Raw genomic sequence first — 13432 nt, forward strand, 5'->3', positions numbered from 1 at the left:
CGCTACAACATATTAAGTATAACAAACTATTGTCCTAATATCATCATTTTTTTCAATTAGTGGTGATTTATAGTCTATTTGTTGTATAGTGTTGTTGATTGCTACGAGTAAAGAGCTAATGCATACTACAAATGCATTAGCTCTTTTTGTACATAAGGATAGTAGGGTACTCTAAACAAAATGACGAGGTGAAAAGTATGGAAAACAGAAAACGTATTAAACAAATTGAACTCAATTCAATTAAACAAAAAATTATTTTTGACTTGGATGAGATTACTAACTTGAAATTTCTAAAAAAATTGTATGTAGTTTTGGAAATAATTAAAAACAAGCAGATTAACCCCTAATCTGCTTGTTTATTTTACAAAAGAATCTAGTAGATATTCTACTGCTTTTAATTGTTCAGGAGATAGTTTAGTTATTTTGTTTATAACGGAAGTATATTCGTTTTCATCATCTAGCAAAAGATTTGCTAATACCACATTATCGATATTCGATATCTCTTCTTGAAAGGCTTTGATCTTTTCTTCTCGATCTTTTGAAGTGTCATACCCCATTAGCCATGCTTCGTTTACCCCTAAAGTTTCAGCAAGTAGATACAACTTGTACTGGTCAGGTGATGACTTTCCATTTACATATTGAGACAAATGGCTTTTAGATAGTTTAATACCTAGTTTTTCTTGATAAGGTTTAGACATATTTAAAATATCCACTTGCTTTAAATTGCGTTCCGACATAATTTGTTTTAATCTTGCTGCTGTGTTTGTTTTCATAGTCACGCTCCTTGATAATATTAGTATAAAGCACGATGAACCTAAATTCAATATAAAAGTTCAAATTTTTTAACCATTTCTGTTGACAGCGTTTATTCACTTTGCTATTATCTAGTTATAAAGTTCAAATATTTGAACTAAGAAAGGAGGCGCAAGCAATGACATTCGATTATTCTAGACTGTCAGGTAAGATCGTAGAGAAGTACGGAACTCAATATAACTTTGCTATTGCTATAGGTTTATCAGAAAGAAGTTTATCTTTAAAACTAAATAACAAGACGAGCTGGAAAGATACTGAAATAATGAAAGCAGTTAGATTATTAAAGATTGCCGAAAAGGATATTCCCAAGTTTTTTTTTAATACAAAAGTTCAAAAATTTGAACATTTGAATAGTAAACAACAAACAGCATAGAAAGGAGATAGCCAATGAATAATTCGGTTACCCAAAAAATTAAGGTCGAAACCGTAATCGAAGTACCTCAAGAATATGTAATGATCCTTCGGACTGATTACGAAGAGTTACAGAAAGCAGACGATCGAGGCAGATGGATGTCTTTAAAAGAGGTAGTCTCTAGGATCAACCGATCAAGTAAATGGTTTTGTGAGCAGGTTCTAGAAAAACCTCAATATCGTAAAAAGTTGGATGTGTTAAATGATGGTGGATTTGTCCACTATCCAAGAGGTGGTGGTGATGCGTATTCATTTTTGAGGTCAGAGATGATTGATTTTTTGGAAACGAATTTTAAGGAGATTATGAAATGATCACCACAGCCAACCTAATCCTACTAGCAGTATCGATCATCTGTTTTACCGCAGGCGAGACTACGCAAGGCTATGCGTTTTTAGCGGTGATATATACATCTTGGGTAGTAGACAGAATACAGAAAACAGGAGGAGAAGAAGAATGGAAATAACAATCAAAGGAGCTCAGGAAGAGATACAAAAAATGCTCCAAGCTATTGTGAGTAGCAAGGAACAAAAAGTCAGATTGGAGATTGATTCTAAAGTGGTTACTGATTCTGTTGTTGAAGCCATTCATGATAAGCTTCGACCATACTAAGACTATTTAAAATCGATATAGCATTGATGGTTTTTACTAAGTCCGTTGAATCATTAGAAATCGAGATAGACCCTTTATCATTTCCATAGTTAACTGCCCGATCGGAAATTTCAGACATTTTTTCTGACGTTAACGTTTTCACAAAATCATCAAAATTATTCATATATTTCACCACCTTAATTTATTTCAGCAGACCACTTGCTGATAGATAAAGTATACCAAGGTGAACGATTTCTAACAATACAGAAAGGAGCAACCGAAATGAATGGATTAACAGCTAGCGAAAAGAAACTATTCCTAGAATTTTTAGACGTTGAACTTGAAAAAGGCGGAAACCGTTACACTGATGTCTTGCTTAAGGTCGAAGCAGAAACCAGAAAGGAGATAGAAAATGAAACACAAATTAGTTAACGCACTACTAGACACGCCGTTTGCAATCTTACTAGCCGTTGTCTCATGGTTATCCATTTGGGCAGGGCTACTCATGATCGTGGTGTATGTCATCAATAAAGTTTTTGAGTTACCAGAGATTATTTGGGTAAATAAGCGCCCGAGAAAAAATGTAAATTAGGAGGGAATAACAATGGCAGAAGATGTTAAAGAAACAGCTAAGAAAGAGTCGAAATTTGAAAGCTCAATTCACGTATACAGAGCAATGGAACGTATGACCCAACAGTAATTGGCAGACAAGGTAGGTAAATCTAGACAAACGATCATTCAGCTAGAAAGAAATAGATACAACCCATCATTATTACTGGCTCATGATATCGCAGATGTTTTCGGTGTGCCGATTGAACAAATTTTTACATTTAAGAAAGGAGAATAAGTATGGAAGCATTGGAACAAACATTAGATAGTCGTGAAGTAGCAAAAATGGTTGGTCGAAACCACAAAGAAGTACTACGAGATGTACGAAATTTGATTGACCAAATGACAAGCGCAAAATCACAACCCGTTAACATTTCAAATTATTTTATTGAGTCTAGTTATAAAGATTCTAAAGGCGAGTATCGTCCTTGTTTCCAAACAACTAAAAAAGGTTGTGAGTTATATAGCTCGAGAATGACAGGAGTAAAAGGCACACATTTCGCTATAGCATACATTGAGCGTTTCAACGATATGGAAACTCAGATTAAACAACATGCTGAAATTCCAAAGTCAAAACGTGAGTTAGCTTTACTTGCTTTATCAGCTAACGAAGAAACAAACCAACGGGTTGATGAAGTAGCCAATCGAGTAACAGAAATTGAAGAAAACACCAAGATTGATGCCAGTGATTACGGATATATCGGACGCAGAGTAAATCAAAGAGTAAAAGAAATTGCTAGAGGGTATAACGCAAATAGCAAAGATCAATTAGCGATGCTCTATAAGGATATCAACACAGGAGTAAAACAGATTACAGGAGTATCTACACGTAGCCAGTTACGCCAAAAAGATTTTGACAAAGTAAACGAGTATATCAATAATTGGCAACCATCTACCGCAACTATCACGATCATTAATGATTTACGTGATTCAGCGTGATTGCACAAAAAAGACCGATAGGATGGCAGTCCTGTCAGTCGCTAACGAAATTAAACTTAAAAAAATTATACCACGGAAAGGTGGGTTTTGACAATGACACCAAAAGAAGCAGAAGCATTGGACCATTATTTGACTACTCCGCCAGAGGAGTTTTACAAAGAAGTAAATGATGTAGATGAAGTAGATGAGACGGAGAACTGGAATAAAGATGATTTCGGATACATTGTATCTGAAAACGACTGGGTATTTGTTGCTTACTTCAAAAAGTATGCGGTCGAAACAGACAAACTGTTTGCAGAAGTGTACGAGAAATATGTAGTGGGACAAAACGGATTTTTAGACCTATTAGAAGACAAAGGTTCAGATAGATTAGCAAAAGAAAAGCTAGAAATTATAAGCGGGAAAGAGTGGTTGAAAAATAAATGACTGATAGTAAAGATGATGGATTCTATCAAAAATTAATGAAGTTGATAGCACAGTTTAGTGTACCGAAAGATAAGAAGAACGAGTTCGGCGATTTTAATTTTAGAGATGCTGAAGCGATCATGCGTGCTGTTAAGCCATCAGCAATAGAATTAGGACTATATATAAAAACAACGAAAAAAATTGTGAAAATTGATGATCGTTTCTATACAGAAGCGACTGCTTCAATAACTGATGGGGAACATACAGAAGAATCAGTAGCTTATGCAAGAGAACCCAACATACTACCAAAAATGAGCGAACCCCAAGTATCTGGTTCAGCAGGCTCGTATGCGAAGAAATATGCATTACAGGATTTGTTAATGATAGACGACGGCAAGATTGATCCAGATAGGCACGACAATACTAATTACGTTCAATTAATCGATGGTAAGCAACTTTCACTATTAAGAAAAAAAGCCAGTGAGATAACCGACATTACTGGGATCCAACCAGACGACTTTTTAAATAAATTATGTGAGCTTTTCGAAATCCAATCAATAGATCAGCTAGCATACAAAAGTTTTAGTCAAGCTATGGCTAAGTTAGTCAATTGGGAACGTAGCTATGAAAAAAATAGTCACAAAAACGATAATGAACAAGCGAAGCAGCCAGACATACCGAATAACAGCGCTGGTCAAAATAATAAAGACATTCCATGGGGGCAAAAACAATGAACGAATTAACGAAAGATATAAAATTTAACGTAGATTTCAAACCGTCAGAAATTACTATTCAAAATGAAGAACAACTTAATAAGTTAGTAGCAGCAACGGTCGAACATTATTCTTCATTAGTTTTTACAGATGAAAATATTCCAGAAGCTAAGGAAGCAAAAACAAAACTGAACGGCATTTCTAAGCTGTTGGATGACCAACGAAAAGAAGTGAAGAAAAGTTATAGCGAACCACTAAAAGCCTTTGAAACGAAAATTAACGCATTAAGAGACCAAATCAAAGGTGTTTCAGATAATATCAACGTGGGTATTTCTGACTATGAAGAGAAACAAAAAGAATTAAGAGAAGAAAAACTGATTGAGACACTATCTGAAATGGCACCGAACTACGGGATAGATATCGCTGCAGTTGAAATCAAAACAACGTGGCTTAATAAAGGATCGTTTACCGCAAAAGGTGAACTAACTAAAAAAGTACTGGAAGAAATTGCTGGAATCATGACATTAATCGCTAAAGAAAACCAACGTATCAAAGACGATAAAGCAATCATCTTTAATTATGCCAAAGCAGTTGGATTAGATGCCGATGGTTGGTCTTCTTGGATCGACAAAGGGCATACATCAGCAGAAGTCATGAAACAAATCGATCAAGCTGTCAAAGATAAAAAAGCTCGTGAAGAACAGAAAAGAATCGCAGAAGAACAACGTATAGCGCAAGAAGAAGCTGACCGAAAAGCAAAAGAAGAATATGACCAAGAAATGAGAAAACTACGTGAACGTACAGTTGATGACAAAGTGATCGATACTGAAACTGGCGAAATCATCCAGGAAGACACAGAACTCACTAGACAAGAAATTGAGGATACTCAAACATACACTCTTAAAGTAACGGGAACACACGAACAGTTATCAGCATTAAACAAATTTATGGGAAATGAAGGAATCAAAGTGGAAGTGATTTAAATGCTTAAACCTTTGCTAGACACATACTCTGCAGTGCTTCATTTTTTTAAAGGTAACGAAATAAAAGCAGAGATTAACGAGCAAGTGAACATCGATCGACTAAGAACCATGTACGAGGGTTATGAAGGCGACAGGATCATTGAAATTCGCTTTATCGACCCTCGGAGGTTCACAGTTCAACAACGTAATTTTATCTATGCTCTGATAGGTGATATTTTTCTCTACTACGGGCAATCAACAGAAGACTTGAAGGAATACTTCTACTTTTTGTTTGAAGGCATCAGCGGACGGAATATAAGCCTTGCTGATGATTCGAAATCTACAGTAAGTGATGCTAATTTGTTAGCAGATATCATCCTTGATTTTATATTTGAAAATAACATTCCGTTTAAAAAAGGCTATGAGATTCTACCAGCTAACCAAGAGTATTATTTTTACAAATGTATCACAAAAAGAGTGTGTTGTATTTGCGGTAAAACAGGAGCCGAGATTGATCACTTCGACAAAGCGCTAGGGCGTAGAAATAGGAAAAAAGTGGATCATACTGAATACACTTTTGCTGGTTTGTGCCATGGTCACCATGCGGAGAAACACACAATTGGGTTAACAGCGTTTAAAGCTAAATATCATGTTAAAGGTATCAAATTAAATAACGAAATAATTAAGAAATTAAGGATAGGAGGGTGACGATTGCAAAATCAAAAAAGTTACTTTGCTATCATCCCTGCAATAGTAAGGTATGACAATGATTTAAACGGTAACGCAAAGTTATTATATGGAGAATTAACAGCACTAGCTAATGAAAAAGGCTACTGCTGGGCTACAAACCTCTATTTTGCAAATCTATATGGAGTAAGCAAACGAACAATCATCTCGTGGATGAAGCAGCTTGAAAAAAAGAAATATATTAATATCCGTGTTTTCTATAAGCCGAATAGCAAGCAAGTAGAACGCAGACATATCTATATATTACCGTTTCCGACTGAATCAGATTTTTATGAACCTAGTGAAGAAAATTTCATCACCTATGGAAAAAATCAACACGAGGGTAGTGAAGAAAATTTCACCACCCCTAGTGAAGAAAACTTCACAGATAATAATACAGTTATTAATAATACAGTTAATAATACATTAGATAAAAAGAATAGTGTTGAACAGAGTTCAACCGTGTCTGATTCGTTTGAAGAGATTTGGAAAAAGTTTCCGAAGAAAACGAACAAGAAAAAAGCGAAAGAACAATTCATTAAAAAAATAAAGACTGAAGATGATTTGGAACAGTTTAATAAAGGATATGCGGATTACCTAAAATATATTGAACTTAACGAGTGGTATCATCCGCAAGAACTATTCAGATGGATACGTGACGATCGATTTAACGATGAGTATGACCTAAAGCCACCAAAACCGACAGGCACTTATCAACGCCAACCAATTAGAGAAGAGACTATGCCAGAATCGGTAACCAATCCAACACCAGAAGCTAAGTTATCACCAGAGGAACAAGCAGCACTAGACGCTCAAATTGCAGCGTGGGAAGCGAGTAAAAAATGAAAGAATTAGATATTCAAAAATCAATCAAGAACTCATTAGTCACAATTGGTCACCGCTGTTGGCAAGTAGACAGCGGGAAGAAAGTCACCTATAAAACTCGTGGCTTTGGATTAGAAAAAGGATTCCCTGATTTATTCGGGTCTCGTAAAGGCGATAACAAACTGTTTTTCGTTGAGGTTAAAAAATCAGACGGAGTTTTGAGTGATGATCAAAAAGCGTTTTTACTTGCTGCACAGAAAAATGGAATTCTAAACGGAGTAGCCAGAAATGTGACTGAAGCAATTGAGATTATACAAGGCAAGAGAACTATTTTAGACGAAATTGAAGTGGAGGAAATATAGATGGGGGACATGGGCGAATACTGGCGTGATGTAAAGCCGATGCTAAAAGCACGAAGAGAAAAGCATGTCGAAAGAATGGGAACTTCAGCGAATAGAAATATTGAAAAATTGGGTTACCCTTACACACATTACGAGAGCAACCATCAATTTGCGATCGAGACGAAGGAAGGAATTATTGATTACTGGGGAACTACAGGCACTTGGATTGCTCGTAAAACCAAGAAGCGAGGTAAAGGGCTTCACGGATTAAGAAAACATTTGGAGGGAATGTAGATGGCTAAAAATTGGCAACGAGTGCCAGCACCTAACACGGTTGGTTCTAAAGTTCATGGCTGGGTTAGAGAAATGAACGAAGCCTATAGAGACAAGAATGGTGAATATGCTGTTCTAGTCCGACTTATCGAGACTAAGGAATTAGGAGTAGTTAAGCATGCAGCTATCAGGAATGTTACATCTACCGATATCCCTTGGAGCGAAAAGCAGAGAATTAAAAATGAACTTTTTGGCGAGGAAAAACAAGCAATCGAATTTTTCCCCAAACAGTCAGAGCTAATTGACGAAGCGAATATGTATCACATTTGGATTCTTGAAGAAGTAGAACTGTCTTTTGGGATTGATTAGAAAATGGAGGGAATTAAATGATCGATATGAAAGTAAAGGATTATCGAATTACAAGTGATAATTCGCAAATAGTGGTAAACAAGCTGAGACGAGATGAAGAAGGAAACGTTAGAAAAACGAAAGAGGAAGAAGATTCACTGGCTTTCGTTGGGTACTACGGAACGCTAGAACATGCTTTGAACGGCATAGTGCGTGACTACACGCTTTCAGATGAAGTTACGATAAAAACTATACAGGAATACAGAAAAGCGTGTGACGACATCGTGACAGCCTTCAAAAACGAAATCAAGTTAGGAGTAGGTATTGATGATTAACAATGTTGTACTACAAGGAAAATTAGGTCAGGACTTTGATCTCAGATATACCCAATCGGGGAAAGCAGTAGCGACAACAAGTATTGCTGTTAAAAAGAACTTTCCAGATAGTCAAGGAAACTATGGTGTTGACTGGATCAATATTGTTTTCTGGGGTAAGCAAGCAGAAACCGTTGCGAATCATTTTAGGAAAGGTAATGAGATTCTGATTGTTGGGTCAATTCAAACACGAAACTACGAAAACCAACAAGGTGAAAAGAAGTACATTACAGAAATCAATTGTCAATCGTTTAGTTTTCCTGGTGGAAATAGCCAGAATGTCGTTCAGAGTGAACAGAATCAAAATACAGGCGTTTCAAACCAGTTCGAGGGTAATTATTCATCAAATCAAAACAACACGTTTAAATCGCAAAATAATAGTCGAAATGATTTACCTGATTTGGAATATAAGAATGATCCGTTTAGCGGCACAGGATCGACAATTGACATTTCAGATGGCGACTTACCGTTTTAAGGAGTAGATGATTAGCGTTGAAAAATATCAAGCGATGCTATGCAAGCTAGAAAATACGGATTATTCAAACGAACAACTTTATAACTTGAGTAAAATGTTGCTTAGAATTTTGATCAATAAAGAAAAAGCGAATGATGAAATATTTGACTTGCTTAGTAGCATTTACCAGAAGGAGGACACAACACATGGGAAAGATTGAGGAATTGATAGACGAAAAAATTAAATATTGGGAACGTCAAGACGAAAAAAGTAGTTGCTACCCAAACCAATCTGGGCTATTTATCAATATTGCTTTATCGGATATGCAACAACTCAAATCATCACTACCAACCCAAGCGACCGAAGAAGAGTGCGAAAAATTGTCAAAATCTCTTAAGGATTACAGTGAATTATCAGACAAAGTCGGCACATTGGGAAATTTAACTGGTAAAACAATTGATGCGTTAATCGATCACGTCAAAGTTAACGGACTACCGACACAACAGGACAAGGTAGTGGTCAGACAATATATAGCCGATTGGTACGAGAAACACAAGTATGACACTTTAGAGGCTAAATTTAGCAGAGCTCAGGTAGATAAGGACGAGAGGGTGCGCAAATGGTATGACAATTGCCAAGGTCGCCACGCTAACGAAAGAGCTAACGCTCAAGAAGTGATAGCAAAAATGGACTTGATCGGCTACACCGTGGAAAAAGAGCAGTTGTATTATGTCCAGTTGCCGTTTAACGAGGGGAATCATATAAAAACATATTATTTAAGGAAAGGCAAAGTAAGTGGGGACACTTGGTTTGGATCGTCAAATGCGGAATACTCAGGTAATACGGCGAGATTGACTGAACAAGAGATAAAAAATCATGACAAGCGGTATTGGGCGTTTGCTGTACCAGCAGAGGAGGACAAAATATGAAAACTCACTACCTAAAAATCGCACCAGTATTTTATCGAGATGTGGTATCTGGTAAAAAGAAATTTGAAATCCGTGTCAATGATCGAAATTTTTTAGAAGGTGATCACTTAATACTGAAAGAATTCGAGGATGGAGAATACACAGGCAATGAGGCAGAGGTTTTAGTCACTTACATTCCCGATTTTCCGTTGCCAGATAATTATGTAGTGATGGGGATTGAGTTGTATAAGGAGGAATCACAATGACAGAGAAAACAACAATAGACGATTTGATTTTTGAAATTGAATGCATGGCGCCTGCTGGTGAAACTAATGGAATACCTTATTTGAGATTAGGCAAAGCTGATTTACTGCATAAGCTTAATGCTATAAAAGGTCAGTCAGACCACCAACCAACATTTGAGGTTGGGGAGTATTACGCAGAGGAAGAGGCGAACTTTATCTTTAAAGCGCTTGAAATTAATGATGGGACTATCAAAGTTTTAGAATTGGACACATGGTTTTATAAATTAAAAGAGGGTGCATTTAATTTAGATTCAACTTTTGCGAAAGAAGCTAAACCAGCCACCGCCGAACAGATAGCAACGTTTAAGCGTGCTGAGCAGTTTGCTGCTAAAGGGCGTAAGTTGGATGAGTTTCGGGTGGGGGATAAAGTTTTTCACTCTGACGGATCAAAAGGGAAAATTGTTGAAATCAGAGGGAAAGAGCTGATTATTATTTTCAAATATCAAAAATACAGTTTTAGAGAATTCCAGTATAAAGATTTTGAATTAATCCAAACAGCCGAAGAACTGCAAGGTTGCAATCATGAAATATAAAGTTACTTTAAAAAGTGAAACAGTTATTGAAATAGATGCTTATGATGAAGATGAAGCAATAAAAACCGCTATTTACTATCCAATGTATGGCAGAACAGAAAACATGGTAACGATCAGTGATAAAAATACGGCATTTGCCGAAGAACTTCAGGAGGTAGAGGATGGCGAATCAAATAAAAGTAGTTAAAGATGCCGAAGTCAAGATATTTAAAAATCAACAACAAGTTGCGGACTTTTTAGGAGCGACTAAGCAAGCAGTTAGTAAAGCGATGCGTAAAGGTCATGAGTGCCAAGGCGCAAAGTTGTCTGTACTCTATTATAAATGTGCTTATACTGACAAATCAAAGAGTCTAATTATTGATGGCAAGCTCATTGGAACATATGAAAAAATACAACGTAAAAATGGCAATGTGTTTTTAACTGGATTTAACGAAAGGAATGAGTAGGAATGCAAGCAAATTTATCAAGAGTAAATATTTATCTAGTAGATGATTGCGACTTAGTAGCTGCAGTCAGCGAAGAACAAGCTATGCAATGGTCAAAAAATGAATATGGTGATGAGGAATGTGGAGTCACTGCATTTGTAATTGATGGAACAAAAAAATATGTAGCAGAACAAGATAGTGATGTTAGTGATCAAGAGAAATTAGACTATTTAAGATTGAATTTTGGGCGTACTCATAAATTGCATGAGCCGTTAAAAGCAGGAGACAAAGAAGTAATGATTACTAAGACTTTTGAATTCTACTACAGATACTCAATGCAACAAGAACTCGAAAATCGTTTTAAGGATAAAACGTTAGCAGAAGTACCATTTTTATTAGCATCAACTGAATATTAATTCAAGAAAGGAGTGGAGATTTGTCGGCCGACACTAAAAAGCTTTTTACTCCTTTGTGATTAAAGATGTACGAACTCATTGAATTATACAATACAGATAAAACTCATGTCGAAATAGATGCAGTAAACCAAAAAGAAAACGGTTCTACTACAGACGGTAATTTGTATTCTTACACGATTTACTTAATAGATAATAGTTCAGGTGATCCAATCAATATGGTGTCAGTCGAAAAATTTAACTCATATGAGATTGGCTTTGTGATCGATTATTTCGATAAACATTTGAAAAAACGAGACAAAGGCAAGAGGACGGTTGCTGTTAGATTGGATGGTGATAGCTGATGAAAAAAATACTAGATGCCTGTTGTGGCAGTCGTATGTTTTGGTATGACAAACAAAATAAAGATGTCCTGTACATGGATAACCGACAACTAGATGATACTCTCTGCGATGGTCGATCATTAAAGGTTGAGCCTGATGTGGTAGCAGACTTTAGGTTCATGCCGTTTGATGATAATAGCTTTTATCATGTGGTATTTGATCCACCACATTTAATCAAAGCGGGTGAAAGTAGTTGGTTGGCCAAGAAATATGGAAAGCTTGACGAATCGAATTGGAAAAGCGATATCAAACAAGGTTTTGACGAGTGTATGAGAGTACTTAAGACTAACGGTACACTTGTTTTTAAGTGGAACGAGGACCAGATAAAACTAGCTGAGATTTTAAAGGTGATTGATTACGAACCACTTTACGGCAACAAAAGAGCGAAAACTCATTGGATTGTATTTATGAAAGCAGGTGATAGCTGATGTACGCAATTCGAAACAAAAAAACAAAGAAACGGGTTTGTGGCACAGACTATAGATGTGATCCAAGAAAACAACGAACAAGTTTTGATCGTGCGCTAACCTATGAACATATAGAAAGCGCAGAGATTGATTTTATGGTCAGAGGATGCGGGAAAGATTATAAAATTGTACCTGTGAAGTTAGAGGTGATAGCTGATGTGTGAGTATTGTAGAGGTAACAGTTTTATAGACAACGAGCCATTGATTAAGTTTGATGAAAGCGAAGATTTAAAGGACACAGTAAAAGTTTATGCAACAAGTGATGGTAAATTATTTCTCCATAACGATTATGGGGCAATCATGACGAATATCGAATTCTGCCCAATGTGCGGCAGAAAGCTAGAGGAGGTAAGCGATGATTAAAAAAGGCGAAAAAGTAAAATATATCGGAACAGGGGTACGTAAATATACTGGTCAACTACTAGAAGTAAAGTCTGTCGGTAAGAATTGTGTGATCCTGTATTTCCCCAAAGCCGACAGACATCAAGTGGCGATTGAGAATGGCGGGATTTGGAAACAAGACTCTTTGCTGTGTAGACATAGCGAGGTGGTAGAGGTATGAAAACTTACAAACTAATTTGCAAATCACACAAGGGTGACTTTGGGACACTGACACTTGAACAGTCAACTAGAAAGGCAGCTATCAAGTGGGCTATGGAGTGCAAAGCGGTTCAGAAAGTTGTTAAAGTACAGGAGGGATAACGATGTACGGACCATATCCAGATAGATACCCAACGGTAATGAGTGATCTAATATATACAGGTATGACAGCAACACAAGCGAGTGAAAAGGTAGCCCGTCTTTTAAGCAGCGGGACAGTAGATCAAGTCCAGTGGCATGAATTACCTAAACAACCAGACTTTAAAACAAAAGGCGACAAACGCAACGGCACCATGAGCAGGCAGCAAGCGTTTGGTGGACTATTTAAATAATGCAGGAGGGAAATAGATGACGACTTATTTTGTGATGGTAGTGTTAGTGGTTGTGTCGTTTGCTGCAGGAGTTAATATTGCTTTTAATATAGAGCGGAAACTAATGACTAAAATTTTTGAAATGTTAGAACTGCATTTAGATGATTGTTCAGACGCTATTACTGAGTTGCAAAAAGCATATAAAGACAATGAATATATCAAAGGTAATCGAAGTGCTGTAATTGCTATAAAAGATTATGTGTTAGATATTAAGAAAATCTATTTAGATAGAAAGGGGTAGCGAA

32 protein-coding genes and 1 pseudogene are annotated in these 13432 nt (G+C 36.5%); 31 read left to right on the forward strand and 2 right to left on the reverse strand.

The window, feature by feature from the left end:
- Positions 1-356: 356 nt before the first annotated feature.
- Positions 357-773 carry a helix-turn-helix domain-containing protein gene (locus BCR22_RS13155; protein ID WP_069655335.1) on the reverse strand — a complete coding sequence of 139 codons (417 nt, stop codon included), beginning with the start codon at positions 771-773 and terminating at the stop codon, positions 357-359.
- 158 nt (positions 774-931) lie between these two features.
- Between BCR22_RS13155 and BCR22_RS13160 the strand changes: the two genes are divergently transcribed.
- From BCR22_RS13160 to BCR22_RS15500, 3 genes are read left to right on the forward strand one after another with little or no spacing between them, the layout of a single operon-like run.
- On the forward strand, positions 932-1186 hold the full coding sequence (locus tag BCR22_RS13160) for a DUF739 family protein (protein WP_069655336.1): 255 nt from the start codon (positions 932-934) through the stop codon (positions 1184-1186).
- Between the two features lie 14 nt (positions 1187-1200).
- Positions 1201-1536, forward strand: coding sequence for a DUF771 domain-containing protein (locus BCR22_RS13165; RefSeq protein WP_069655337.1), 336 nt, complete (start codon positions 1201-1203; stop codon positions 1534-1536).
- Entirely contained in the window at positions 1533-1688 is a 156-nt protein-coding gene (locus BCR22_RS15500) for a hypothetical protein (protein WP_167351537.1), read from the forward strand. Before BCR22_RS13165 ends, BCR22_RS15500 begins: the two co-directional genes overlap by 4 nt.
- 96 nt (positions 1689-1784) lie before the next feature.
- Here BCR22_RS15500 and BCR22_RS15305 read toward each other — a convergent pair whose 3' ends face one another.
- Positions 1785-1997 (reverse strand): hypothetical protein, encoded by a 213-nt coding sequence (locus BCR22_RS15305; RefSeq protein WP_141706582.1) that lies wholly within the window; start codon positions 1995-1997, stop codon positions 1785-1787.
- A gap of 98 nt (positions 1998-2095) precedes the next feature.
- Here BCR22_RS15305 and BCR22_RS15505 point away from each other — a divergent pair, with 98 nt between their 5' ends.
- From BCR22_RS15505 to BCR22_RS13300, 28 genes and pseudogenes are all read left to right on the forward strand, one after another.
- The gene (locus BCR22_RS15505; RefSeq protein ID WP_167351538.1) at positions 2096-2245 is read left to right on the forward strand and encodes a hypothetical protein; all 150 of its coding nucleotides are present in this window, start codon (positions 2096-2098) and stop codon (positions 2243-2245) included.
- Positions 2226-2405 (forward strand): hypothetical protein, encoded by a 180-nt coding sequence (locus tag BCR22_RS13170; RefSeq protein ID WP_069655338.1) that lies wholly within the window; start codon positions 2226-2228, stop codon positions 2403-2405. Before BCR22_RS15505 ends, BCR22_RS13170 begins: the two co-directional genes overlap by 20 nt.
- A 12-nt stretch (positions 2406-2417) precedes the next feature.
- Positions 2418-2660: pseudogene (locus tag BCR22_RS13175) on the forward strand (helix-turn-helix transcriptional regulator).
- Between the two features lie 2 nt (positions 2661-2662).
- A complete protein-coding gene (locus tag BCR22_RS13180; RefSeq protein ID WP_069655339.1) occupies positions 2663-3361 on the forward strand; it encodes a Rha family transcriptional regulator in 699 nt (232 codons plus the stop codon).
- A 93-nt stretch (positions 3362-3454) separates the two neighbouring features.
- The gene (locus tag BCR22_RS13185) at positions 3455-3787 is read left to right on the forward strand and encodes a hypothetical protein (RefSeq protein ID WP_069655340.1); all 333 of its coding nucleotides are present in this window, start codon (positions 3455-3457) and stop codon (positions 3785-3787) included.
- Positions 3784-4500 carry an ERF family protein gene (locus tag BCR22_RS13190; RefSeq protein WP_069655341.1) on the forward strand — a complete coding sequence of 239 codons (717 nt, stop codon included), beginning with the start codon at positions 3784-3786 and terminating at the stop codon, positions 4498-4500. The genes BCR22_RS13185 and BCR22_RS13190 overlap by 4 nt, the downstream gene beginning before the upstream one ends.
- Positions 4482-5462 (forward strand): DUF1351 domain-containing protein, encoded by a 981-nt coding sequence (locus BCR22_RS13195; RefSeq protein ID WP_069655342.1) that lies wholly within the window; start codon positions 4482-4484, stop codon positions 5460-5462. Before BCR22_RS13190 ends, BCR22_RS13195 begins: the two co-directional genes overlap by 19 nt.
- Complete coding sequence (locus tag BCR22_RS13200; RefSeq protein ID WP_069655343.1) at positions 5463-6149, forward strand: putative HNHc nuclease; 687 nt, start codon at positions 5463-5465, stop codon at positions 6147-6149.
- Positions 6150-6152: 3 nt separating this feature from the next.
- Entirely contained in the window at positions 6153-7013 is an 861-nt protein-coding gene (locus BCR22_RS13205) for a helix-turn-helix domain-containing protein (RefSeq protein ID WP_069655344.1), read from the forward strand.
- Entirely contained in the window at positions 7010-7354 is a 345-nt protein-coding gene (locus BCR22_RS13210; protein WP_069655345.1) for a VRR-NUC domain-containing protein, read from the forward strand. Before BCR22_RS13205 ends, BCR22_RS13210 begins: the two co-directional genes overlap by 4 nt.
- A complete protein-coding gene (locus tag BCR22_RS13215; protein ID WP_069655346.1) occupies positions 7355-7627 on the forward strand; it encodes a hypothetical protein in 273 nt (90 codons plus the stop codon).
- Positions 7628-7975 (forward strand): DUF7694 domain-containing protein, encoded by a 348-nt coding sequence (locus BCR22_RS13220; RefSeq protein ID WP_069655347.1) that lies wholly within the window; start codon positions 7628-7630, stop codon positions 7973-7975. It begins immediately after the preceding gene.
- Between the two features lie 17 nt (positions 7976-7992).
- Positions 7993-8289: a hypothetical protein gene (locus BCR22_RS13225; RefSeq protein ID WP_069655348.1), complete on the forward strand. Its 297-nt coding sequence runs from the start codon at positions 7993-7995 to the stop codon at positions 8287-8289.
- Positions 8282-8803 carry a single-stranded DNA-binding protein gene (gene ssb / locus BCR22_RS13230; RefSeq protein WP_069655349.1) on the forward strand — a complete coding sequence of 174 codons (522 nt, stop codon included), beginning with the start codon at positions 8282-8284 and terminating at the stop codon, positions 8801-8803. Before BCR22_RS13225 ends, ssb begins: the two co-directional genes overlap by 8 nt.
- Before the next feature lie 7 nt (positions 8804-8810).
- Complete coding sequence (locus BCR22_RS15510; protein ID WP_069655350.1) at positions 8811-9002, forward strand: hypothetical protein; 192 nt, start codon at positions 8811-8813, stop codon at positions 9000-9002.
- The gene (locus tag BCR22_RS13240) at positions 8989-9711 is read left to right on the forward strand and encodes a DUF1642 domain-containing protein (RefSeq protein WP_069655351.1); all 723 of its coding nucleotides are present in this window, start codon (positions 8989-8991) and stop codon (positions 9709-9711) included. Before BCR22_RS15510 ends, BCR22_RS13240 begins: the two co-directional genes overlap by 14 nt.
- The gene (locus BCR22_RS13245; RefSeq protein ID WP_069655352.1) at positions 9708-9956 is read left to right on the forward strand and encodes a DUF3850 domain-containing protein; all 249 of its coding nucleotides are present in this window, start codon (positions 9708-9710) and stop codon (positions 9954-9956) included. Before BCR22_RS13240 ends, BCR22_RS13245 begins: the two co-directional genes overlap by 4 nt.
- Positions 9953-10528 (forward strand): hypothetical protein, encoded by a 576-nt coding sequence (locus BCR22_RS13250; protein ID WP_069655353.1) that lies wholly within the window; start codon positions 9953-9955, stop codon positions 10526-10528. Before BCR22_RS13245 ends, BCR22_RS13250 begins: the two co-directional genes overlap by 4 nt.
- Positions 10518-10715, forward strand: a complete 198-nt coding sequence (locus BCR22_RS13255; RefSeq protein ID WP_069655354.1) for a hypothetical protein — start codon at positions 10518-10520, stop codon at positions 10713-10715. Before BCR22_RS13250 ends, BCR22_RS13255 begins: the two co-directional genes overlap by 11 nt.
- A complete protein-coding gene (locus BCR22_RS13260) occupies positions 10690-10974 on the forward strand; it encodes a hypothetical protein (protein ID WP_069655355.1) in 285 nt (94 codons plus the stop codon). Before BCR22_RS13255 ends, BCR22_RS13260 begins: the two co-directional genes overlap by 26 nt.
- A 2-nt stretch (positions 10975-10976) precedes the next feature.
- Complete coding sequence (locus BCR22_RS13265) at positions 10977-11369, forward strand: hypothetical protein (protein WP_069655356.1); 393 nt, start codon at positions 10977-10979, stop codon at positions 11367-11369.
- 65 nt (positions 11370-11434) lie between these two features.
- A complete protein-coding gene (locus BCR22_RS13270) occupies positions 11435-11710 on the forward strand; it encodes a hypothetical protein (protein ID WP_069655357.1) in 276 nt (91 codons plus the stop codon).
- Positions 11710-12177, forward strand: a complete 468-nt coding sequence (locus BCR22_RS13275) for a class I SAM-dependent methyltransferase (RefSeq protein ID WP_069655358.1) — start codon at positions 11710-11712, stop codon at positions 12175-12177. The genes BCR22_RS13270 and BCR22_RS13275 overlap by 1 nt, the downstream gene beginning before the upstream one ends.
- Positions 12177-12380: a hypothetical protein gene (locus tag BCR22_RS13280; protein ID WP_069655359.1), complete on the forward strand. Its 204-nt coding sequence runs from the start codon at positions 12177-12179 to the stop codon at positions 12378-12380. The genes BCR22_RS13275 and BCR22_RS13280 overlap by 1 nt, the downstream gene beginning before the upstream one ends.
- Entirely contained in the window at positions 12373-12579 is a 207-nt protein-coding gene (locus tag BCR22_RS13285; protein WP_069655360.1) for a hypothetical protein, read from the forward strand. The genes BCR22_RS13280 and BCR22_RS13285 overlap by 8 nt, the downstream gene beginning before the upstream one ends.
- A complete protein-coding gene (locus BCR22_RS13290) occupies positions 12572-12778 on the forward strand; it encodes a hypothetical protein (RefSeq protein WP_069655361.1) in 207 nt (68 codons plus the stop codon). Before BCR22_RS13285 ends, BCR22_RS13290 begins: the two co-directional genes overlap by 8 nt.
- 142 nt (positions 12779-12920) lie before the next feature.
- A complete protein-coding gene (locus tag BCR22_RS13295; RefSeq protein WP_069655362.1) occupies positions 12921-13148 on the forward strand; it encodes a hypothetical protein in 228 nt (75 codons plus the stop codon).
- 16 nt (positions 13149-13164) lie between these two features.
- Entirely contained in the window at positions 13165-13428 is a 264-nt protein-coding gene (locus tag BCR22_RS13300) for a hypothetical protein (RefSeq protein ID WP_069655363.1), read from the forward strand.
- Positions 13429-13432 lie beyond the last annotated feature (4 nt).

Origin of the sequence: Enterococcus plantarum (assembly GCF_001730295.1) — a bacterium.
Lineage (GTDB): Bacteria > Bacillota > Bacilli > Lactobacillales > Enterococcaceae > Enterococcus_L > Enterococcus_L plantarum.

What these genes read in the sequence shown, in the direction of transcription:
- BCR22_RS13215 (WP_069655346.1), top strand. Translation starts at nt 7,355, where the DNA reads ATGGGGGACATGGGCGAATACTGGCGTGATGTAAAGCCGATGCTAAAA.
- BCR22_RS13255 (WP_069655354.1), top strand. Translation starts at nt 10,518, where the DNA reads ATGAAATATAAAGTTACTTTAAAAAGTGAAACAGTTATTGAAATAGAT.
- BCR22_RS13260 (WP_069655355.1), top strand. Translation starts at nt 10,690, where the DNA reads ATGGCGAATCAAATAAAAGTAGTTAAAGATGCCGAAGTCAAGATATTT.
- BCR22_RS13270 (WP_069655357.1), top strand. Translation starts at nt 11,435, where the DNA reads ATGTACGAACTCATTGAATTATACAATACAGATAAAACTCATGTCGAA.
- BCR22_RS15500 (WP_167351537.1), top strand. Translation starts at nt 1,533, where the DNA reads ATGATCACCACAGCCAACCTAATCCTACTAGCAGTATCGATCATCTGT.
- BCR22_RS13290 (WP_069655361.1), top strand. Translation starts at nt 12,572, where the DNA reads ATGATTAAAAAAGGCGAAAAAGTAAAATATATCGGAACAGGGGTACGT.
- ssb (WP_069655349.1), top strand. Translation starts at nt 8,282, where the DNA reads ATGATTAACAATGTTGTACTACAAGGAAAATTAGGTCAGGACTTTGAT.
- BCR22_RS13160 (WP_069655336.1), top strand. Translation starts at nt 932, where the DNA reads ATGACATTCGATTATTCTAGACTGTCAGGTAAGATCGTAGAGAAGTAC.
- BCR22_RS13280 (WP_069655359.1), top strand. Translation starts at nt 12,177, where the DNA reads ATGTACGCAATTCGAAACAAAAAAACAAAGAAACGGGTTTGTGGCACA.
- BCR22_RS15305 (WP_141706582.1), bottom strand. Translation starts at nt 1,997, where the DNA reads ATGAATAATTTTGATGATTTTGTGAAAACGTTAACGTCAGAAAAAATG.
- BCR22_RS13195 (WP_069655342.1), top strand. Translation starts at nt 4,482, where the DNA reads ATGGGGGCAAAAACAATGAACGAATTAACGAAAGATATAAAATTTAAC.
- BCR22_RS13200 (WP_069655343.1), top strand. Translation starts at nt 5,463, where the DNA reads ATGCTTAAACCTTTGCTAGACACATACTCTGCAGTGCTTCATTTTTTT.
- BCR22_RS13285 (WP_069655360.1), top strand. Translation starts at nt 12,373, where the DNA reads ATGTGTGAGTATTGTAGAGGTAACAGTTTTATAGACAACGAGCCATTG.
- BCR22_RS13295 (WP_069655362.1), top strand. Translation starts at nt 12,921, where the DNA reads ATGTACGGACCATATCCAGATAGATACCCAACGGTAATGAGTGATCTA.
- BCR22_RS13185 (WP_069655340.1), top strand. Translation starts at nt 3,455, where the DNA reads ATGACACCAAAAGAAGCAGAAGCATTGGACCATTATTTGACTACTCCG.
- BCR22_RS13275 (WP_069655358.1), top strand. Translation starts at nt 11,710, where the DNA reads ATGAAAAAAATACTAGATGCCTGTTGTGGCAGTCGTATGTTTTGGTAT.
- BCR22_RS13180 (WP_069655339.1), top strand. Translation starts at nt 2,663, where the DNA reads ATGGAAGCATTGGAACAAACATTAGATAGTCGTGAAGTAGCAAAAATG.
- BCR22_RS13190 (WP_069655341.1), top strand. Translation starts at nt 3,784, where the DNA reads ATGACTGATAGTAAAGATGATGGATTCTATCAAAAATTAATGAAGTTG.
- BCR22_RS13165 (WP_069655337.1), top strand. Translation starts at nt 1,201, where the DNA reads ATGAATAATTCGGTTACCCAAAAAATTAAGGTCGAAACCGTAATCGAA.
- BCR22_RS15505 (WP_167351538.1), top strand. Translation starts at nt 2,096, where the DNA reads ATGAATGGATTAACAGCTAGCGAAAAGAAACTATTCCTAGAATTTTTA.
- BCR22_RS13250 (WP_069655353.1), top strand. Translation starts at nt 9,953, where the DNA reads ATGACAGAGAAAACAACAATAGACGATTTGATTTTTGAAATTGAATGC.
- BCR22_RS13225 (WP_069655348.1), top strand. Translation starts at nt 7,993, where the DNA reads ATGATCGATATGAAAGTAAAGGATTATCGAATTACAAGTGATAATTCG.
- BCR22_RS13240 (WP_069655351.1), top strand. Translation starts at nt 8,989, where the DNA reads ATGGGAAAGATTGAGGAATTGATAGACGAAAAAATTAAATATTGGGAA.
- BCR22_RS13220 (WP_069655347.1), top strand. Translation starts at nt 7,628, where the DNA reads ATGGCTAAAAATTGGCAACGAGTGCCAGCACCTAACACGGTTGGTTCT.
- BCR22_RS13265 (WP_069655356.1), top strand. Translation starts at nt 10,977, where the DNA reads ATGCAAGCAAATTTATCAAGAGTAAATATTTATCTAGTAGATGATTGC.
- BCR22_RS13300 (WP_069655363.1), top strand. Translation starts at nt 13,165, where the DNA reads ATGACGACTTATTTTGTGATGGTAGTGTTAGTGGTTGTGTCGTTTGCT.
- BCR22_RS13155 (WP_069655335.1), bottom strand. Translation starts at nt 773, where the DNA reads ATGAAAACAAACACAGCAGCAAGATTAAAACAAATTATGTCGGAACGC.
- BCR22_RS13170 (WP_069655338.1), top strand. Translation starts at nt 2,226, where the DNA reads ATGAAACACAAATTAGTTAACGCACTACTAGACACGCCGTTTGCAATC.
- BCR22_RS13210 (WP_069655345.1), top strand. Translation starts at nt 7,010, where the DNA reads ATGAAAGAATTAGATATTCAAAAATCAATCAAGAACTCATTAGTCACA.
- BCR22_RS15510 (WP_069655350.1), top strand. Translation starts at nt 8,811, where the DNA reads ATGATTAGCGTTGAAAAATATCAAGCGATGCTATGCAAGCTAGAAAAT.
- BCR22_RS13245 (WP_069655352.1), top strand. Translation starts at nt 9,708, where the DNA reads ATGAAAACTCACTACCTAAAAATCGCACCAGTATTTTATCGAGATGTG.